This window comes from Bradyrhizobium sp. 604_D8_N2_3, from assembly GCF_051810765.1.
GTDB lineage: Bacteria > Pseudomonadota > Alphaproteobacteria > Rhizobiales > Xanthobacteraceae > Bradyrhizobium > Bradyrhizobium barranii.
Genome location: NZ_JBPWPM010000001.1, coordinates 1,913,373 through 1,931,954, shown reverse-complemented (window position 1 = coordinate 1,931,954; position 18,582 = coordinate 1,913,373). Strand labels below are relative to the sequence as shown.

17 protein-coding genes and 1 pseudogene are annotated in these 18,582 nt (G+C 61.2%); 3 read left to right on the top strand and 15 right to left on the bottom strand.

What is annotated here, in order from left to right; genetic code table 11:
• Positions 1 to 164: 164 nt before the first annotated feature.
• Both AB7245_RS09035 and AB7245_RS09030 read right to left on the bottom strand, forming a co-directional pair.
• On the bottom strand, positions 165 to 2,948 hold the full coding sequence (locus AB7245_RS09035) for a UPF0182 family membrane protein (RefSeq protein ID WP_085403303.1): 2,784 nt from the start codon (positions 2,946 to 2,948) through the stop codon (positions 165 to 167).
• 130 nt (positions 2,949 to 3,078) lie between these two features.
• Positions 3,079 to 3,222 (bottom strand): annotated as a pseudogene (locus AB7245_RS09030) (SUMF1/EgtB/PvdO family nonheme iron enzyme); the annotation flags it as partial.
• A 306-nt stretch (positions 3,223 to 3,528) separates the two neighbouring features.
• Here AB7245_RS09030 and AB7245_RS09025 point away from each other — a divergent pair.
• Positions 3,529 to 3,651 (top strand): hypothetical protein, encoded by a 123-nt coding sequence (locus AB7245_RS09025; protein WP_256376430.1) that lies wholly within the window; start codon positions 3,529 to 3,531, stop codon positions 3,649 to 3,651.
• A 35-nt stretch (positions 3,652 to 3,686) separates the two neighbouring features.
• Here AB7245_RS09025 and AB7245_RS09020 read toward each other — a convergent pair whose 3' ends face one another.
• From AB7245_RS09020 to AB7245_RS08975, 10 genes are all read right to left on the bottom strand, one after another.
• Positions 3,687 to 4,691: a formate dehydrogenase subunit gamma gene (locus AB7245_RS09020; protein WP_063985304.1), complete on the bottom strand. Its 1,005-nt coding sequence runs from the start codon at positions 4,689 to 4,691 to the stop codon at positions 3,687 to 3,689.
• A gap of 42 nt (positions 4,692 to 4,733) precedes the next feature.
• The gene (gene fdh3B, locus AB7245_RS09015; protein WP_063985305.1) at positions 4,734 to 5,330 is read right to left on the bottom strand and encodes a formate dehydrogenase FDH3 subunit beta; all 597 of its coding nucleotides are present in this window, start codon (positions 5,328 to 5,330) and stop codon (positions 4,734 to 4,736) included.
• 12 nt (positions 5,331 to 5,342) lie between these two features.
• Entirely contained in the window at positions 5,343 to 8,291 is a 2,949-nt protein-coding gene (locus tag AB7245_RS09010) for a formate dehydrogenase subunit alpha (RefSeq protein ID WP_063985306.1), read from the bottom strand.
• A 12-nt stretch (positions 8,292 to 8,303) separates the two neighbouring features.
• Positions 8,304 to 8,513, bottom strand: coding sequence for a twin-arginine translocation signal domain-containing protein (locus AB7245_RS09005; protein ID WP_063985307.1), 210 nt, complete (start codon positions 8,511 to 8,513; stop codon positions 8,304 to 8,306).
• A gap of 28 nt (positions 8,514 to 8,541) precedes the next feature.
• On the bottom strand, positions 8,542 to 9,321 hold the full coding sequence (locus AB7245_RS09000; protein ID WP_085403302.1) for a molecular chaperone TorD family protein: 780 nt from the start codon (positions 9,319 to 9,321) through the stop codon (positions 8,542 to 8,544).
• A gap of 119 nt (positions 9,322 to 9,440) precedes the next feature.
• Entirely contained in the window at positions 9,441 to 10,094 is a 654-nt protein-coding gene (locus AB7245_RS08995; protein WP_085403301.1) for a DUF3306 domain-containing protein, read from the bottom strand.
• Complete coding sequence (locus tag AB7245_RS08990; protein WP_071916335.1) at positions 10,091 to 10,606, bottom strand: DUF3305 domain-containing protein; 516 nt, start codon at positions 10,604 to 10,606, stop codon at positions 10,091 to 10,093. Before AB7245_RS08990 ends, AB7245_RS08995 begins: the two co-directional genes overlap by 4 nt.
• Complete coding sequence (locus tag AB7245_RS08985) at positions 10,603 to 11,610, bottom strand: DUF6352 family protein (RefSeq protein WP_085403300.1); 1,008 nt, start codon at positions 11,608 to 11,610, stop codon at positions 10,603 to 10,605. The genes AB7245_RS08990 and AB7245_RS08985 overlap by 4 nt, the downstream gene beginning before the upstream one ends.
• A complete protein-coding gene (locus AB7245_RS08980) occupies positions 11,607 to 12,146 on the bottom strand; it encodes a DUF6505 family protein (RefSeq protein WP_063985312.1) in 540 nt (179 codons plus the stop codon). Before AB7245_RS08980 ends, AB7245_RS08985 begins: the two co-directional genes overlap by 4 nt.
• Positions 12,143 to 12,850 carry a biotin/lipoate--protein ligase family protein gene (locus tag AB7245_RS08975; protein ID WP_085403337.1) on the bottom strand — a complete coding sequence of 236 codons (708 nt, stop codon included), beginning with the start codon at positions 12,848 to 12,850 and terminating at the stop codon, positions 12,143 to 12,145. Before AB7245_RS08975 ends, AB7245_RS08980 begins: the two co-directional genes overlap by 4 nt.
• 211 nt (positions 12,851 to 13,061) lie before the next feature.
• Between AB7245_RS08975 and AB7245_RS08970 the strand changes: the two genes are divergently transcribed.
• A complete protein-coding gene (locus AB7245_RS08970) occupies positions 13,062 to 15,032 on the top strand; it encodes a 4Fe-4S binding protein (RefSeq protein ID WP_085403336.1) in 1,971 nt (656 codons plus the stop codon).
• Here AB7245_RS08970 and AB7245_RS08965 read toward each other — a convergent pair whose 3' ends face one another.
• Positions 15,033 to 16,331 carry a c-type cytochrome gene (locus tag AB7245_RS08965; protein ID WP_085403299.1) on the bottom strand — a complete coding sequence of 433 codons (1,299 nt, stop codon included), beginning with the start codon at positions 16,329 to 16,331 and terminating at the stop codon, positions 15,033 to 15,035.
• Between the two features lie 213 nt (positions 16,332 to 16,544).
• Between AB7245_RS08965 and AB7245_RS08960 the strand changes: the two genes are divergently transcribed.
• A complete protein-coding gene (locus AB7245_RS08960; RefSeq protein ID WP_085403298.1) occupies positions 16,545 to 16,784 on the top strand; it encodes a hypothetical protein in 240 nt (79 codons plus the stop codon).
• A gap of 195 nt (positions 16,785 to 16,979) precedes the next feature.
• Here the strand turns inward: AB7245_RS08960 and AB7245_RS08955 are convergent, their stop codons facing one another.
• Together AB7245_RS08955 and AB7245_RS08950 are read right to left on the bottom strand one after the other, a co-directional pair.
• A complete protein-coding gene (locus AB7245_RS08955) occupies positions 16,980 to 17,195 on the bottom strand; it encodes a hypothetical protein (RefSeq protein WP_085403297.1) in 216 nt (71 codons plus the stop codon).
• A 420-nt stretch (positions 17,196 to 17,615) separates the two neighbouring features.
• On the bottom strand, positions 17,616 to 18,452 hold the full coding sequence (locus AB7245_RS08950; RefSeq protein ID WP_085403335.1) for a glycosyltransferase family 2 protein: 837 nt from the start codon (positions 18,450 to 18,452) through the stop codon (positions 17,616 to 17,618).
• Positions 18,453 to 18,582: the final 130 nt, after the last annotated feature.

Here is an 18,582-nt window from a genome sequence, read left to right as displayed (position 1 = left end):
CCGGCTCGACCTGCTTGCGGTCCACCTCGCTTCTCAGTGGCATTCGTACCGCGAGTGCAAACACCGCCTGTATCGCATCAAGCTCAAGGCCTCTCTTCGTTGCGTGTTCAGCCCGAACTATGCAGCCCCTGTGTTCTCCAATGAGCGCCAAAGGAGCCGCGACGCTAGTGGCCCGTGGCGTGCCGGTTCATTTCCTCCAGAAGCTCGCGCATTGCGTCGAACTGCGTGCCAAAGCCTTTCCAGTCGCCGGACTTCAATCGTTCAACGGCATGATTGTAACGGTCGAGCGCCTCCCGTGCCTGACTTGCCGACGGGCGTGCGACAGGAATTTCCTCCTTCGTGTTCGAGACCGGCCGCACCGCGCCAGGCTCGATAAACAGTGCTGACAAGGCCTCGTCGAGCGTCTCCTTCATCACCACATGTTCACCATAGGCTGCGATCACGCGTTTCAACTCCGGCAGGTGTCCGTGCTCCGCTCGCAAATAGAGCGGCGTTACATAGAGGATCGAGTTCTCGATTGGGATCACAAGCAGGTTCGCACCGCGTATCACCCGCGAGCCCATCTGATTCCACAGCGTGATCTGCTGCGATATATCGGTGCTCTGATTGATCCGCGCTTCGATCTGGAACGGCCCGTAGACGAGCTTCTCCTTGGGAAACTCGTAGACAATCAGCTTGCCGTAGTCGGGTGCGTCGCAACGCGCGGCGAGCCACGCGATCATATTGTCGCGGCGGCTTGGCACCATGGGAAGCATGAGGAAAAACTCGGCCTGCGGCTCGCCGGGCAGTCGCATGATGATGTAATATGGGGCCATCGTCGCAATGCCGCCGCCGCCCGGCTGGCGCGGGAACTGCCAGAGATCCTCGCGGTTATAGAAAACGTCAGCGGCCTCCATGTGATAGCTCTGATAGAGCTGCGCCTGAATCAGGAACAGGTCCTCCGGATAGCGAATGTGCCTCTGCATATCCGCCGGCATGGCCGAGAATGGCTTGAACATGCTCGGAAAGATACGCCTATAGGTCGCTGCAATCGGATCGCCGGTGTCCATCAGGTAAAAGTCGACGGTCCCGTTATAGGCATCGACGATGACCTTCACTGAATTGCGAATGTAGTTGATATCCTCGTCTTGCGCCGGCTGCGCGGAGGGGAAGTAGGAACTCACCGTGTAGGCGTCCTGCATCCAGAACATCCGCCCATTGCTGATGACCAGATAAGGATCGTGATCGAGCCTGAGGAACGGGGCGATCGTTCGTACTCTTTCCCCGATATTGCGCCGGATCATGATACGGCTGTCGGTCGTGATGTAGCTTGAGAGCAGTAGGTTCGGGTCGTTGAAGTAGTAAGCGAACAGGCCTCTCCACACCATCGCTCCTATCGGAACGCCGCCCGTACCGTCATAAGCCGCGTAGACATTGTCCTTTCCCTTCGGATAGTCGAACTCCGGCGTGCTCCCCTTGACGATGACGTAGTTGTCGCTCCGTTCGCCGTAGTAGAGGCGCGGCTCGTGGATTTTGGGGCCTCCATCCGCAACCGGAGGGATATCCCGCAAATAGAGCAGCGGTAGCCCCTCGGTGCTTTTGCGCGTGACCGGGCTCATCACCGCGCCATTGCCGTGAGTAAACAGCACGTGGCGGTTGACCCATGTCTGGGCATTGGGCGGCAGCAGGGAGGGCTGCAATTCGCGAGCCGAGAGCATCACGCTTTGGTAGGAGCCATCGAGCCAGTAGCGATCAACATCAAGATCATGGAATTTGTAGTAAGTGCGGATCTCTTGCAGCTGCGCGTAGGTGTCCGACAAGGGCAGCCAGTCCCACAGCCTGATATTGTCGATTGTCGCCTTGTTGGCGTCGAGCGTCTTGAAGCTAAGCTTCTGTTCCGCCGCAAACGGCTTGGCTGCGATCTGATCGAGATTGTAAGCCTGCCGGGTGAGCGCAATGTTGCGTTCGATATAGGGCCTTTCCAGCTCCAATTCGCTTGGTTTGACGAAGAACTCCCGGAACAGCACGGGAATCACGCTGGACAGCACGAAAGACCCGATCACGACAAGCAGGAACGCGGCGGCAAGAAGCCGGTAGGTGCGCACCCGCAAATTTGCCCACGTGGCGAACGCCGCGATGACCGAAAGTCCGATCATCAACCACAAGGCCGGGAGCCTCACGTGGACATCGGTGTAGCTTGCGCCGACGACCACACCGTTGTCGCCGTAGAGCAGCAGATAGCGATCAAGACCATAGGACCAGGCCTTCACCGCAAAGAAAAGACCGAGCAGCACTGAGCCGTGGGCAATCGCCATCGACGACATTGATCGACGATGAAGGTCGTATTCGATATCGCCGTGCACCCAGTAGATCGCCGCGGCGAAAAGCGCGCTGAGAACGAGCGCGAGCATGATCCAGTTTTTGATGAGGATATAGGCGGGCAGCGAGAAGAGATAGAAGCCGATGTCCTTGTTGTAGAGCGGATCGTCTGCGCCATATGGCACCTGATAGACAAACCGCAGGAAGACACCCCAGTTGCCGACTTCTGCGGCGGCGACGAGCAGAGCGATCAAAGCTGCCCCACCTACGATCAACCGGGACCACGGCAGTCGATCGCGTAAAAGCGCAAGCAAATCTGGCGGCGCGTTGACCGCGAAGTTCCACACCGAAGCGGTGACAAGCTGTGTCGACCGCCGTCGGGCAAAGCGCAGTGCGAACCATCCGTTCAGCCAAAGGATGATGGCGGTTCCGGTCCAGACCGCAAGAAAGATGACGGTTTTCGCACCGATTGTCGTCCAAAAAACCTGCGGATAATTGATCGAGGAAAACCACAGCCAGTCGACGAGGAGGTCGCTCGCGAGCCAGAGAAGGATCAGGCAAACCCCAATGACAGCGGCCGCAATAGTGAGCCCGACCACGGCACTCTGCCTTGGTACCTTCCGTTCGGGTCCGGTGATCCCGATCGTCATGGCTTGATCATAGCGGAAATGAGGGACGCCCGCCGCTCGATTTCGCGGTCGGAATAGCGCCTCAAGGCGGGGGCACGGGTGCTCGAACCTGGGTCGCCAGGATCGCGAAACAGCGCAAAGTGGCGAGGTCGGCCGCGAATTCCCATTCGGCCTCGGTCGGAAGTTCCTTGCCTGCCCACTTGGCAAAAGCCTCGGCGTCGTTGAACGCCACATGCACGACCGGGTGCTCGTCCAGCTCGCGGATCGAGCTGCCCGGTCCGTAAGGCCGCCGCCAGCAGAAAATTTGTCATAATTCAAAGGCGCGCGATGTACCGATCATCGGCGCGACCTAAATGATCTGCGGACAGTTTTCTTCCTGACGGCTCAGCGATTGCGCCAACGAGTCGCGATGATTGCCTATGTTGTTTCGTCAAACTACTGCTCGACAGCTGACTATGGTCGCTCCGTTCTTGTGGTAGATTCGGCGGCGCTATCGTGCCAACCGACCAACCAACGATCGGATTTTGACACGTGCTGATTCAGTTGTCCGCAGGTTGCTCGCTCATATAAACTACCCCCCGATCTCCTGCGGAGCCTTGCCATGAAAGCCTTCTTGCTCGCCTGCGCAGCCGCAATTGTGATCGCGGCGGCCGGTTTTGTCGTCCTTGACCAGATCCAGGAACCCGTCCAACAAGCGTTTGCGACGACGGGCGTGCGGCTCTGACCAAGCGCCTGGCACATTTATGGGCCGCGCGATCCCTACTCCGCCGCGGTGGCCGCCGGCCGGGGCCGTGCATTCGCTTCGGCGCGCGCATTCTGCTCTTCAAGCCAGAGCCCATGGTGCTCCTTGGCCCAGTTGACATCGACAGTGCCGCTGCCCATTGCCTCGAACGCGCCTTCCATACCGATCGTCCCGATATAGATGTGCGCCAGCATCGCCGCGATGAAGAGCATCGCCACGATGGAGTGAACGATCTGCGCGAACTGCATCCCTTCGATACCTGACAGATAGAACGGGAACATCAGCACATATCCGGTGGCCGCCACCAGGCCTCCGCCGATGACCACGATCCAATAGATCGCCTTCTGGCCGGCGTTGAAACGATAGGCCGGTGGATGATCGTGACCTACTATACCGCCACGGCGCTTGATCCAATCGACATCCGCCTTGTTCGGGACGTTGCCAGCGATCCACATCAGGAAGATCAGCACGACTCCGATGGTGAACGGAAAGCTGAGGTAGTTGTGCGCATACTTCGCCCACTGCGACCATTCGGAAAACGCCTCGTGGCCAATCAGCGGCAGGAGCAACGGACGGCCGAAGGTGATGTTCAATCCGGAAATCGCCAGAACGACAAAGCAGGTCGCAGTCATCCAATGCACGAAACGCTCGAATAAGGAAAAGCGCACGATTGTGCGGCCGGATCGTCCGCTTTCCAGACGGACCATGCCGCGCGTCAAATAGAAGATCACGAGAACCGCCAGCATGCCGAGGATGGCAACCCCGCCAATCCAGCGCAGCGCCACGTTGCGGAATTCACGCCACTCGCGGCCAGCCGGCTGCATGAGCACGCTGGAGCGCTGGTCGGGAATGCTGACGCGCCCCTGGATCCGGTCCATTTCCTGGAGCAGCTGCCGCTCGTTAACCGAGCTCGCTGTCGGATTGACCTGCTGGGCCAGTGACGGTGCCGGCGCCGCAATGATCAACAGAAGCAATGCCCACGCGCCGATGGTGACTGGAATGAACCTTCCGGATGACGACATGAACTCCTCCTCGGCATCTGCGCCGCGTGGCCGCGGCCTGCTTCAGGACTCGATCGTCTCGCGATAGGCGGTTTTCCAGCCCCATGCGCCCGAGCCGTAGCCGCGCTTCAGTACGCGCTCTCTGTAGATCTGGGCGATGATCTCGCCATCGCCGGCGAGCAGCGATTTTGTCGAGCACATCTCGGCGCAAAGCGGCAGCTTGCCTTCGGCAAGCCGGTTCGCGCCGTATTTCTCGTATTCCTCCTTGCTGCCGTCGGCTTCGGGACCGCCGGCGCAATAGGTGCATTTGTCCATCTTGCCGCGGGAGCCGAAATTGCCGACCTTCGGATATTGCGGCGCGCCGAACGGACAGGCGTAGAAGCAATAGCCGCAGCCGATGCAGAGGTCCTTGGAGTGCAGCACCACGCCGTCGGCGGTGGTGTAGAAGCAGTTCACCGGACACACCGCAGCGCAGGGCGCATCGGTGCAGTGCATGCAGGCCATCGAGACCGAGCGTTCGCCCGGCTTGCCGTCATTGATGGTGACGACACGACGCCGGTTGATGCCCCAGGGGACCTCGTGCTCGTTCTTGCAAGCCGTCACGCAGGCGTTGCACTCGATGCAACGGTCGGCGTCGCAGAGAAATTTCATACGTGCCATCGTCGTTGCTCCTTATGCCGCCGCGATCTGGCAGAGAGTGACTTTCGTCTCCTGCATGTTCGTCGCGGGATCATACCCGTAGGTGGTGATCGTGTTCGCGCTTTCGCCGAGCACGATCGGATCGGTGCCCTTGGGGTAGTTGCTGCGAAGATCCTTGCCTGCGAGCCAACCGCCGAAGTGGAAAGGCATCCAGGCAACGCCCTTGCCGACACGCTCGGTGACGAGCGCCTTCATCCTGGCCCTCGAATTGTTCTCTGCGCCCGTGACCCAGACCCAGCCACCGTCCGTGACGCCGCGCTCGGCGGCATCGGCTGGATTGATCTCGATGAACATGTCCTGCTGCAATTCGGCGAGCCAGGGGTTGGTGCGCGTCTCCTCGCCGCCGCCCTCATATTCGACCAGACGGCCGGACGACAGGATGAGCGGAAATTGCTTCGCGATCCCCTTCTCGACCGCCGCCTTTTGCACCGAGAAGCCGATATTGGGCACCCGGAACTGCTCGGCGTCGGGCAACGTCGGATATTTCGCGACCAGGTCGACGCGCGGCGTGTAGATCGGCTCCCGGTGTACCGGAATGGGGTCGGGCAAGCCGAACGCATTCATCCGCGCCTTGCCGTTGCCATAGGGCACGCAACCATGCATGAGCGCGACACGCTGGATTCCGCCCGACAGGTCGAGCGACCACGACACCACGTCTGGCTTGGCCGGGTTGATCTTGTTGATAACAGCCATTTCGGCTTCCGTGAGCTCCGTGTCCCAGCCGAGCTTCTTCAGGCTCGCCAGCGTGAATTCCGGATAGCCGTCCTCGATCGCCGAACCCTTCGAGTACGAGCCGTCCGCGAGCAGGCTGACCTTGCGCGTGGTGCCGTCGGGCAGCTTCTCTTCGCGCTCGACGCCAAAGCGCGGACGGAACGTGCCGCCACCGTCCATCACGTGCAGATTGGTGTTGTAGAGCAGCGGCGTGCCCGGATGCTTGACTTCAGGTGATCCCCAGCACGGCCAAGGCAGACCGTAATAGTCGCCGCCGACCTCGGGATCGTCCTTGGGCGCCCGCATCGTCAGCATGTCGAACTTCGCCTGGTTCTTCATATGCGCCTTGAGGCGCTCGGGCGATTGCCCGCAATATCCCGTCGACCAGCTGCCGCGGTTCATCTCACGCAGCACATCCTCCGCCTCGGGCAGATTGTTCTCGACCTTGATGTTCTTGAACATCTTGTCGGCGAAGCCGAACTTCTTCGCCAGGAGATAGATGATCTCGAGGTCGTCCTTCGATTCGAAGATCGGCTTCACGACCTGCTCGCCCCATTGCAACGAGCGGTTCGAGGCAACGCGCGAACCCTTGCACTCGAATTGCGTGGCAACCGGGAGAATGTAGACTCCATCCTTGCGTCCCGCCTCGACCGAGAGCGAGGCCCAGGTCGTCGGATGCGGGTCGGCGATGACGAGCAGCTCGAGCGCCTTCAGGCCATTAAGGGATTCAGGAATGCGGGTGATGCTGTTGCTGGCGTGCCCCTGCACGAACACGGCCCGCACATTGTCCCTCTGCGCGATCCGATCTTTCGGCAGCGTCACCGCTTCGAACCAGCGGGTCAGCGGGATGCCGGGCGTTTCCATGATCTGCTTGGAGTCGAAGCGCGACTTCAGGAACTCATGGTCGACTTCCCAAACCCGCGACCAGTGCTTCCACGCGCCTTCGGCGAGCCCGTAGTAGAACGGCAGCGTGACGATATCGAGCCCGACATCGGTCGCGCCTTGCACGTTGTCATGGCCACGGAAGATGTTGGCGCCCATGCCCGCTCCGCCGACATTGCCGGTCATCAGCAGTGCGATGCAACTGGCCCGCACGTTGGCGGTGCCAACGGTCTTCTGGGTCTGGCCCATGGCCCAGATCAGCGTTGCCGGCTTCTCGGTAGCAAACATCTTGGCGACGCGCTTGAGCTGCTCGCCGGGAATGCCGGTGACACGCTCGACTTCTGCCGGATTCCACTTCTCCACTTCTTTCCGGAGATCATCGAATCCATAGACCCGCTGTCGGATGAACTCCTTGTCTTCCCACCCGTTCTGGAGGATGTGCCACATCATGCCGTACAGCACCGGGATGTCGGTGCCCGGCCGCATCCGAACATATTCGGTCGCGTGTGCCGCGGTTCGCGTCAGGCGCGGGTCGATGACGACAAAGTTGGCCTTTTGAAGCTCCTTGCCCTCAAGCAGATGCTGCAACGATACAGGGTGCGCCTCGGCTGGATTGCCGCCCATGATGACCTGGGTCTTGGCATTGCGGATATCGTTGAAGCTGTTGGTCATCGCGCCGTAGCCCCAGGTGTTGGCCACACCGGTAACGGTCGTTGAATGGCAGATGCGCGCCTGATGATCCGTGTTGTTGGTTCCCCAGAACGCGCCGAGCTTGCGGAACAGATAGGCGCCTTCGTTCGTCATTTTGGCCGAGCCGAGCCAATAGATGGAATCGGGCCCAGATTTCTCGCGGACTTCCAGGAGCTTGTCGCCGATCTCGTTGATCGCCGTATCCCAGGAGACACGCGTCCACTGCCCGCCCACAAGCTTCATCGGATAGCGCAGCCGCCGCTCGCTGTGCACGAGCTCGCGCACAGAAGCGCCCTTGGCACAATGTGATCCGCGATTGATCGGGGACTCCCAGCTCGGCTCCTGGCCGATCCACACCCCATTCAGCACCTCCGCCGTCACGGTGCATCCAACCGAACAATGCGTGCAGACGCTCTTGCGAACGGTTGCTCCCGATGTGAGGGGACCTGCCACTGCTGCTTTCGCCTTGCGGACGCCGCCGACCGGCAGCGTGCTCACTGCAGCGAGAGCGCCGCCACCAAGGCCAGACCGGAGCAGGAAGGTGCGGCGGTCGAGACCATTGGTTTGCCCGGACAAACCTCCCGCGATTGATCCGCGTGAAGCGGATTCGGAACGCTGTTGTGTTCTCCTGATCAGCACGGCCGCCTCCTCTCAACCCGGATAGCGATTGACACGGTAGTACGCCTTCACATGATCGGTCTCCTTGTAGCGCGCCTTGCGTTTCTCATCGTCGGTCTCGCTGTCCGCCTGAGCAGGCGTGATCAAGGGCGTTGCCAGCGTCGCGCCCGCACCGACCGTGCCGATGCCGACCTTGCGAAGGAAATCGCGGCGTCCGACTGTCGTTCTCTGCTCGTCCCTCATCGCATCTCTCCTGGACCAGCGGCGCTGGTCAGTTGACGAACGTGAAAGCCTCGGATTCGATTTCCAGAAAATTTCGTCCAAGTGTTCCGACCGACCGGTAGAATTTGGCGTTTTCCGCCTTCTCCATGTCGGCAAACAAACGTCCCATCCAGCGGGACACATGCTTCTCGAAGAATGTGCGCTGTGCTTCCGTTGGCACTGGGAAGCGTGCCACCGCAAGGCCCGCCATGATCTCGCACAGCGTCGCCGCGTGATCCTCGGGCTCAAAATTGCTCTCGACCCGCTCAATGCCGAGCGCGGCGAGATCGTCGCGCAGGCGCGACAGCGGACGTTCGTGGAGAAACCCCGTCAAGTAATAGGATGCGTAAGGCAGCAACTCGCCGCGACCCAGACCGACGAAGAGGTCAAAATATTCGCGCTCGACCTCGGATACGGCCGCTACCGATGCAGCTTCTGCAATGGTTGCATGGGCGCGTCCAAGCGGCGTCGCATCGCCATGCAGTTGCGCGATCTGCTCGAGCAATGCGGCCGACGGCGCGGACGAGAGCAAGGTTGCAAGCAGCGCGTATTCCTGCGCGCGCGCGGCATCGGTCGGATCAACCGCGTCGTCCGGCGCGGCCGGCTCGCTATAGAGATCGGGACGAAGCACTTCGCGCGACACACCCGTTGCGCCTTCGACCGCAATCACACGTTGCGCGGGCACCCTGTTCCAGTTCGACACCGAGGGCTGGGCAATACCGATTTTTCGGGCAAGCTCGGCAACGCCGCCCGCCGCATCGATGGCTCGTTCAAGGCCCGCATCGCGCATGCCGACCTCCCATCCAGGGGGCCAAGCGCTTGATTGCGTTTGCGTAACAAAGACTAGCCGCGTGTCCGGGAGCGGTCAATTGATAGCCATAGCCTGAGGCTATCGCATTTAGTCGCAGTCTACCGGGGCAACGCCCCGCCATGTGTGCGGTGCCGAAGGGGAGTCTCTTCACTCGCAGCTACGGGTTGCGATGCAGTAGAATTCGACGGCAATTCCGCGGCTGCGAACTCGCCGAGCGGTCGAGGTTCCGTGATCGCCTTCACCGGATTTGATGATTGCTCGAAACCGGCCTCCGCGGGAGCCGATCGCGCGGCGTCTTCGGCAGCCTCGCGCGGATTGGGGCGGCCCTCGGCGGCCTCTACCACGCCCCCGACGACGCGGCGGACGAGAGCGTCAATTTGCTCGGCCGAATAGTCCAGCGGACCGAAGCCAGCCATGGCGTTCGGGTCGTTGAAGTCCCAGGCGTTTTCCGCCAACCCCACGAAATCGCGGATGGTGGGATCGGCGCTCCAGGCGCGACGGAGCGCCGCCCGGCTCAACTCCTGCGGAATGCCTTTGCGCAGGAAAGCCGTGATGTCGGTGGCAGCATCGATCGATTCAATCGGGGGCAATTTCGACAGCTCCGTCTCCGGGGGAGCCGGCTCTGCCGCGGCCCGGTTGGACAGCGCCGGCCCATGCGCCTCAGCGGCTTCTTCAGGGGCTGGTTCAGCGTGACCGGCCTTCGCCTCTTGCTTGCGGCGCGCCCAGCGCGCCAGGAATTGCTCGTCGCTCATTCGTGCTCACCGTCGTGGTGACGCCGCGCAAGCGCCTCAGGATCGGCGCGGCGTCGCTCGCGCTTGACGAATTCCCTCTCGACGTGGTGCTCGGCGATGAAATTTTCAATCGCCTTATGCAGTATCTCAGGCATTGGCACCGCTTCGACCAGATTGGCACCTGCTTCCGTGAATGCCTCGCCTTCCGCTGGATCTGCGGTGACGGCCGAAACGGCATAGGGCCAGGCGCCCTCGGAGGGAGTCAATACGATCCAGATGCGGGGAGCGCCCGTGGCAAGATTGTCGCGGTAGCGCTCGGTTTCCGAGCGATAGAGATCGACCATGGCGTTCCCGGCATAAAAGAGCGTCAATCCCTCCTGCGCCCGTAGGACAGTCCACGGCATCATCTCCGACTCATCCGGCAAGACGCCGATGCCGCGCCAGACAAAATCAATCCATGGGGAATCCGCCTTGCGGCGCTCGACGACAACGCCGACCGGAATGCGCAACAATGGCAGCGCGCCGGGGCTCACGTTGCAGCCTCCAGGTGCTTGATCGGCAACCCCGTCAACAGATTCTGCGGCTTCATCTGCACCAGCTGATCGGAGGTCGTTGCAAGGATCAGGTAGACCGGCTCGCCCCCGACCGCATCAACGACCAGGCTGGAATCTGGAAAAGTGAGCCGGAACAGCGCTAGCACACGACTTGCGGTGCGGTCGTCCAGCGCCTCTCCATGCCAAAGCTGGTCGCCCATCCGGGTGGCTTCAGCATCGAGCCCAACATACCAGGTGAGCTTCGCATCGCGCAGGGCGGTGAGCGGCTCAATTCCGACGGCAAATCCAAGCAAATGAGTAATCCAGCGCCCCATGGCCTCTGCCAGCGCAGCGGGGCCCCGCGTTCCGCCGGTGAAATCGAGCGCAAGATCGAACTGATCGCTGCGCTGCCAGTAGCTGTCGGCATTCCCCTCGCTGAGGACGTCGATCTCCGCGCCGGTTGTTGCCCCCAACATGGACATCAGCGACAACACGGGCGTTTGGCTTGGCCCGCCAATGATTTCCTCGTCGCCCAACAGCAGCAAGTGTTCGTGCGGCACGATACGCTGCGGCCGGAAGAACAGTTCGGCCGCGCGCAGCACGAACGGGTCCTCGCAGCCGTCAAGCGCATTTCGCAGGATCACGTGAACAAGGTGGTTCACAAACAGCGGCGGCAGGTTGACGTGACGTGAGCGAACCAATGCAAGATAGGCCGCTTCCAACGTGGGTTCGCGCAGCAGAAGCTTCCGAAATGCCAGTACGAATTGCCAGTTCTCCCGCGCATCCGCATCGGCGATCGCAGCTACCTCCTCCGCAGCGACTGCCCGGCCCGGGTCAGCGAGCAGCTCCTGGTGCAACCTGCGTTCGACCGCGCAAGCGTCGTTCGGCGGCATCAGTTCGGGACGCACGAAGTAGGCCTTCAGGAACTCATCCGTGACCACGAGCCCGCCGCTCGCATTGTGATCGAGCAGGTGGTGGCCGCAGGCGATCCAGAAATCCCTCATCGGCGCGACGGCTCCTCGCTCATATTCGCAAGATTGAGATCCTTGTCGGGCTCGGTGTCATCCTCCACTTCCATGAACGAGAACGCCTTGCCGTGACGCTGGCCCTCGCGCAGTTGCAATCTGCGGAATGACTCGCGGACCTCGCCATTGCTCGCCGAGCGGTGGACCGCGATCAGCGCGCTGATGGGATGTGTGCAGAGTGATTGCGCAAAGGCGACTTCCTCTTCAGCGGCAAGGCGCGCGGTTGCAAGGTCCGGCGCCCCGAACCGTTCGACCAGTTGTTTCGCAAGGAGCTCCACCAACGTCCGGCGATCGCCTTCAGTCGCGGGGACGATTTGCACCAGTGTCGACCAGCCCCAGGATTGCACGCCGAGGAAACCGCTTCGAAACGCCGAACGGTCCTTGCCGCTCAGCTTCGCTGCATCCCGATTACAAAAGCGGAAGGCGCCCGACACCGCCCAATCGCCGGGCTGCGCCGGCACGTCGAACACGAACGTGTCGGATGGATCGAGCGCGATGGTGCGCAAGAGCTTCACAGACGCGGTCCTCCGAGTATTGAATCGAACCATGACGGCGATAGCAAGCCCTTCTTCAGGTCGTGCCGATCGGTCCTGTTTGTCCCAATCCGGCGGGCAATAAGATCACCGTTGTCAGCGATCACATATGTGGTTTGCCGCGCACGCGGCAACCGACTTAGAAACTCGCGTGCGATGCCGTCGAATCCATCGGCTTGCCAGGCGTCGAGAGCGCGCATCAGATGCCGCACAAAGCTCTCCGTCACCTGAATCGCGCCGGCCTCACCAAAACCCTCCTGATCCAGGGCGGAAGCGAGCGGATAAACGCCGGCTTCCCTGTCGCTCATCGCAACCGTTCGGATCATGGCACCGAACACCAGCCAGCGCGGCGGCTCGTCCTCCTTTGCGGACGAAGGCCAGCCGAGCCGCCCGCCACCAACGAGGCCGCCGTCAACACGGATCGCGTCCGGCCAGTCGATCGCGATCTCCTTGTTCGGCGGCGCATACGCGCGCAAGGCGTCGGTCAGCGCCACCATCCCCGCATAGAAAGCGCGGCGCGCGGTACGCAACGGCTCGCCAGGTTCAAGGACGACTGCGAACTCGGCAAGATCGAACCGCCCCACGTAGGTCAGCGTACCTGCCCCACTCTCTTCGGCGATATGCATGGCATGGGCGAAAGAGTCACGACTTTCGCGCAGCCTCACCAGCGTGAATGGCGGAGGCAGATTGATTGGCTCCGTGACCGATGAGTGCCCAGGGGCTGTCGGTGTCAGGCGGACCTCCAGCTTTCTTTTCTTCTCTTGTGAGAATAACTTAATCGACCAGGAGGGGCGACGCGAGTCCGCTCGCCGTCGTTCCCGGACCTCTTCAGGAGGTGAAGGGCTGCGCATGCCTGATCCGCCGAACACGATCCTGATCTGCTCGTGCGAAGACACGATGCGCCTCGATACGGCCGCCGTGAAGCGAGGATGCCGCAAAAGCGAAATCGCCGAGTTCCGCCAGCTCTGCAGGGCCGAGCTCGATCATTTTCGCAACGCGGCGAAGGCGGAAGGACCGCTCATCGTCGGCTGCACCCAGGAGGCCCCACTGTTTGGCGACGAGGCGAAGGGGCGTTCGGGGAAACTGGATTTCATCAACCTTCGCGAGACGGCCGGCTGGTCGGTGGAGGGAACCAAGGCAGGCCCAAAAATGGCAGCACTGCTCGCCGCTGTGTCCGAGGCTGCGCCTGCTTTTCCGTTGGTCACCCTATCGAGCGAAGGGGTGATCCTGATCTATGGCCGCGACGAACTTGCGGTCGAAGCTGGTCGATTGCTTGCCGATCATCTCGACGTGACGATCATGATCACAAAGCCGTCACAGATTATGCCGCCGGCGACGACATCCTTTCCGATCGTCCAAGGAACGATCCGTAACGCCAAGGGCCATTTGGGGGCCTTCGAGTTGACGGTCGACGACTATGCGGCCCCCCGCCCCTCCTCGCGCGATACGCTCGTCTTCGAGGCTCCGTGCGACGGCCTGACTTCGCGCTGCGACATCGTCCTTGATCTCTCCGGCGGGAAACCGCTTTTTCCCGCGCATGACTTGCGCGACGGCTATCTCCGCGCGGATCCGCGGGACCCGGCCGCGATGCTGCGTGCGGTGCTCAGGGCACGCGACCTCGTCGGCAACTTCGACAAGCCGAAATACGTCAATTTCACCGCAGAGATCTGCGTCCATTCGCGCTCGAGGCTGACGGGTTGCCATCGCTGTCTCGATCTCTGCCCGACCGGAGCGATCACGCCACATGGCGATCACGTCAAGATCAACGCCGAGGTCTGCGCCGGATGCGGCCAGTGCGCCACGGCCTGTCCGACGGGTGCAGCAACCTATGCCCTTCCGCCGCCCGATGCGCTGCTGCACAAATTGCGCGCAATGCTTTTGACCTACCGCGAAGCCGGCGGCTCCGGTGCGGTCGTGCTGCTGCACGACACCCAACATGGCAGCACGCTGATCGATGCGCTCGCCCGCCACGGCGACGGGCTTCCCGCCAATGTGCTGCCGTTCGCCGTCAACGAGGTGACACAGGTTGGATTGGAAGCGGTCGTGGCATCCTTCGCCTATGGCGCAGCGGGGATACGCTTTCTCCTCCGCGCAAGACCTTTGCACGACATCTCCGGGCTTTCTCAAACCATAACGATGGCTGATGCCATTGTTTCCGGATTAGGTTTTTCGGGGCGCCGGGTTGCGACTATCGAAACGGACGACCCGGACGTGCTGGGCGAAGTGCTGCGGTCGATTGAACCCGCGCCGGCCGTGGAGCGTCCCGCAACCTTCAAGACGGTAGGCAAGCGGCGCGACCTGCTTCGCTTCGCTCTTCACGAACTGCACCGCGTTGCGCCTGTGCCGACCGACGTCATTGCGCTGTCCCAGGGCGCGCCGCTTGGTACGGTTACCGTCAATACGGACGGATGCACTTTGTGCCTGGCCTGCGTGTCGGCCTGTCCCACCGGGGCTCTCCGCGACGATCCCGAACGTCCCGTGCTTAAATTCGTCGAAGATGCCTGCGTGCAGTGCGGATTATGCCAGAGCACCTGCCCGGAAAAGGTGATCACTCTGAAGCCGCAGATCGATTTCCGGGCCGCAAGGGCTCCGGCACGGATCATCAAGGAGGAGGAGCCGGCGCTTTGCATCCGCTGCAATAAGCCCTTTGGGGTAAAGAGCACGATCGAGAAGATCGCTGCGAAACTCGAGGGCCGACACTGGATGTATCCCGCGGGCGACAAGCGGCTGGACGTGGTCAGAATGTGCGCGGACTGCCGCGTCACCGCCATGAGTGAACAACAGTTCGACCCGTTCGCCGGCGTGCCCGAACGCGCTTCGCCTCGCACGACCGATGATTATCTCCGTGAGCGTGAGACCAAGCGTTAGCTACTTGGCGGTGGCGCGCGCCAGGAAATCCGTAAGCGCCTTGCGATCCTTCGCGGATCCAATCCGCTGCTCCGGCATTTTTGTGCCAGGCGTATAGGCGTTCGGACCGAGTTCGAACAATTTTGACACGGTCTCGGGCGTCCACACGATGTCCATCGCTTTGAGCGCGTCGGAGAAGCGATAACCAGGCAGCGACGCGATCCTGCGGCCGTATAAGCCCGCAAGCGTGGGGCCGGCGCGCTGCGCGTCCTGCTCGGACAGGGTATGACAGGCAACGCACGCCCTGAACACCTCGGCCCCGTGATCTCCCGTATAGGCTGCAAGCGGATCGTGCGGCGTAGCTTGCAACGATGAGCCGATGGGGGCGCCGGTCAGCGCATTCCAGCGCCGGATCCTGCCGTCGACGCCGCCCGTCAGCAATGTTGCGTTGTCCGGCAGGAAAGCGACCGACCACACGGGCGAACCTGTATCGACCAGGCTTCGCGCGATGCCTCGCGCCTTTCGGTCGATGACCGTCACGACACCGCCAATTCCTGCAGCAGCGACCGACGTGCCGTCTGGAGAGATCGACAACGCGACAATCGGCGTCTGGCCAGCTTGCACCTCGCCGCTTTCCCGGCCCTCCGACATCAGAAAGCGTAGCTTGCCATCAGCACCACCCGTTACGATCTCGCCGTCAGGCGCGACTGCCACGGCATTAAGGGGTGAGCCCAGCGTGATGACATTAGGGGTGCCACCCGCCAATGGCCAGATCCTCAGTTCACGATCGTAACCCACGCTCACCAGCGATCGTCCATCCGGCGTGAATGCGACGCCGTTGACGTTCTGCGCATGCCCTTCCAGCACCTGCTGCGCGCCATCGCCGAGCGACCAGATACGAACTGTATGGTCCCAGGAGGCAGAAGCCACTCTTGCGCCATCCGGCGAGACTGCAAGTGAAGCGATCGGCGCGCCATGGCCCTCGAAAACCTGATCCGGCTGCTGCCGGCCAGGCGTCCAGATCGCTACCTTCGCATCCGCTCCGGCAGTCACCATCCGCCCATCCTTCAGGAAGGCCACCGCGTTCACCGCATCGGAGTGAAAGCGAAGGACCTGCTCGGCGGATTCGGTCTTGAGCGACCATCGGATGGCGGCGGTGTCGAAGCTGCCCGACAGAACATTTTTGCCATCACTGGAAATCGCAATCGCCCGCACGGGCCCACCGTGACCTGTCAATTGCGCTGGCGCCGGCGCTGAATGCATCGCCAACAGAGCGGCAACGATGCAGAGACTGGTGCTGAGACGTGGGACCCAATTCATCTGCGGCTTACAGGTCGTTCGGGCATGTCGTCGGTGTTGACACGGCGTACGTGCACTCGCTCGGTCTCGTCAATGATTGAAGCCGTTATCCGGTTTCCATGCTGCACCGCAGGACGGGCATGGCTCCGCTACTCAATGCCGCAACGGCTGTTGTCGGCTTGAACCGGGCATAGCCTGAACCTATGCTTGATCTGACACGTCGAGGACGACGTCATGCAAATACGACCTAAAACGTATCTGCATTTCATTTCGTTGTGGCGATCACTTCGCGATGCGATACCGCCACACCGTGACGATGTGCCCGCTGAAACGTCACCGTTCCTCATCTATACCGCGGCCGTGCTGATGCTTCTCTTGGCCATTCTGGAACTGGACGCTCATCGAGGCGAGCTGGAATTGCTCGGCCTTTTGGGGAACGACTACCCGATTCCGCCCGCTTTCCTGGGCCCGTAGCCCCGCCTCTCGACCACGATTTCGTTCGACCTCGCAGGCTCAAGCGCATCGATTTGCGAGCCCTGGCTGAACGGTCTGCTGCGCGGCCTTCTGCCTAAAGCGCGATGAGATTGGGATGAATCGTCATCGCGCTTTAGGTTGTTGTTTGAGCATGATCTTTTCGGAAAACCGCTGCGCACTTTTTCGGATCATGCCTTAGCGCTTGGAATCCCGCGGAAAGACCAATGACCGATCGTCAAAATCGTCGACCGGCAGCTTGTCTGCGCTTCGACCGCTTTGCATGCCCTGCAATGTCGACGTGCTTGATGTTCCGGCGCGCCCGACCGTTGCGTTCGAGTGTGATCGCGGGATGCCGGTCACAGCAGCAAGCAGACCAACAGCGGCGATGGAACAAATGATCAAAGGCTTCATGCGAAATCTCCTGTCCGCCAGAAATCCCCGCAGCGATCTGATTAGCGCGAAGCCTGACGTGGGGGTGTGAGCCGCCTCACACCTCCCGGGATTCTTGCGCTCAGCGCCTGTCAGGTTCCTAGTTTGGAACCGTCAGAGCCGGCTTCATCCCGGAGCGAGGTTCGTCGACCGCGCGGGGCGGCAAGGCTTGTTGGGCGCGATTTGTTTGGCGCGCTGGTCACGAACAATCTTCGGGAGGCGTTGCGAAACAGCACGTCAGGCACGAAAATCTCAGACCATCTACCGCACCAGTTTCGCACCAGAAACGATCTCACCGGAACACAACGAACACGACCGAACGCAGACCAAAACGCGTCCAGATCAACGAAGCCGACTTCGAAGCGGCCGCATTGGCACGGGGGCGGCTCAGTTTTCGGACAATCACATCTTGATCGCATTCGCGAAGAGCCCGTCACCCCACTCGTACAACGGCCGCATGAAGTCCGATTGGGTGTGGATTGCTCGACCTTTGCGTTCACGCCATTTTCGTCCGTAGGTATCGAACGGAAAGTGTCGCATGTAGTAGTCGCAGGTCTCTTCCCAATGGTCGACCGACAACGATTTGCCGTAGTGCTGGCAATAGAGGCCAGTCGCCACGCGTTCAACGCCACCCGGCTCGCGCGCATGGTGCTCTGCGAAGGTGACCTGCAACCGGTTTCGCCACAACATCAGAATGTCTCGCCTTTCCGGACCAAAGAAACGACGAAAGTCCAACAGTTCGCGATCGGCCTGATAGGGTGCGTGGTCCCCAGGAGTCATATAGGCATCGAACAGTTGAACCCGCACGCCGTCGCATTCGCTAGAATGCGTTCCTTCTATGAATCCGCGTAAATCCCCGGTAACGCGCTCATCCGCATCGAAGCAAAACATCCAGTCGAACTGCAAATGCTCGCGCGCCGTCTGCAACAAGAGGCCGCGATGCCGACCCTCAGCAATCCGGCGCGCCTCGATGTCAGCTTCCCATGAACGATTTGTCACAATCAGAGCGACTTTCGGGTGTTCGCATAGAATCTCCAGCGTACGATCCGTGCTCGCGTCATCATAAGCGACAATCGCATCGACCTGCTTGCCCACGTAATCCAGTGTGTCTCTGAGAATAAGCGCTTCGTTACGAACGCGGGTAGCGCCGATTAGAAGGTGCTTGTCACCCAATAGACCTGTGTTGCAAGCAATAATTCGTTCGCCCTCGCGAAGTAGCCAACCAATGGTGCCCGGCATGATCGACGCCTCCCGACTATAAAAAATTGACACCAACGATGGCGGACGGGCGCGTATCAGCAAGATTAAGAACTCTCGTTGTCGCCGCATCGAGCCGGCGAGCCGCCCCTCTTGACCATCCCTCCCCATA

What these genes read in the sequence shown, in the direction of transcription:
- AB7245_RS09035 (WP_085403303.1), bottom strand. Translation starts at nt 2,948, where the DNA reads ATGACGATCGGGATCACCGGACCCGAACGGAAGGTACCAAGGCAGAGT.
- AB7245_RS09025 (WP_256376430.1), top strand. Translation starts at nt 3,529, where the DNA reads ATGAAAGCCTTCTTGCTCGCCTGCGCAGCCGCAATTGTGATCGCGGCG.
- AB7245_RS09020 (WP_063985304.1), bottom strand. Translation starts at nt 4,691, where the DNA reads ATGTCGTCATCCGGAAGGTTCATTCCAGTCACCATCGGCGCGTGGGCA.
- fdh3B (WP_063985305.1), bottom strand. Translation starts at nt 5,330, where the DNA reads ATGGCACGTATGAAATTTCTCTGCGACGCCGACCGTTGCATCGAGTGC.
- AB7245_RS09005 (WP_063985307.1), bottom strand. Translation starts at nt 8,513, where the DNA reads ATGAGGGACGAGCAGAGAACGACAGTCGGACGCCGCGATTTCCTTCGC.
- AB7245_RS09000 (WP_085403302.1), bottom strand. Translation starts at nt 9,321, where the DNA reads ATGCGCGATGCGGGCCTTGAACGAGCCATCGATGCGGCGGGCGGCGTT.
- AB7245_RS08995 (WP_085403301.1), bottom strand. Translation starts at nt 10,094, where the DNA reads ATGAGCGACGAGCAATTCCTGGCGCGCTGGGCGCGCCGCAAGCAAGAG.
- AB7245_RS08985 (WP_085403300.1), bottom strand. Translation starts at nt 11,610, where the DNA reads ATGAGGGATTTCTGGATCGCCTGCGGCCACCACCTGCTCGATCACAAT.
- AB7245_RS08970 (WP_085403336.1), top strand. Translation starts at nt 13,062, where the DNA reads ATGCGCCTCGATACGGCCGCCGTGAAGCGAGGATGCCGCAAAAGCGAA.
- AB7245_RS08965 (WP_085403299.1), bottom strand. Translation starts at nt 16,331, where the DNA reads ATGAATTGGGTCCCACGTCTCAGCACCAGTCTCTGCATCGTTGCCGCT.
- AB7245_RS08960 (WP_085403298.1), top strand. Translation starts at nt 16,545, where the DNA reads ATGCAAATACGACCTAAAACGTATCTGCATTTCATTTCGTTGTGGCGA.
- AB7245_RS08955 (WP_085403297.1), bottom strand. Translation starts at nt 17,195, where the DNA reads ATGAAGCCTTTGATCATTTGTTCCATCGCCGCTGTTGGTCTGCTTGCT.
- AB7245_RS08950 (WP_085403335.1), bottom strand. Translation starts at nt 18,452, where the DNA reads ATGCCGGGCACCATTGGTTGGCTACTTCGCGAGGGCGAACGAATTATT.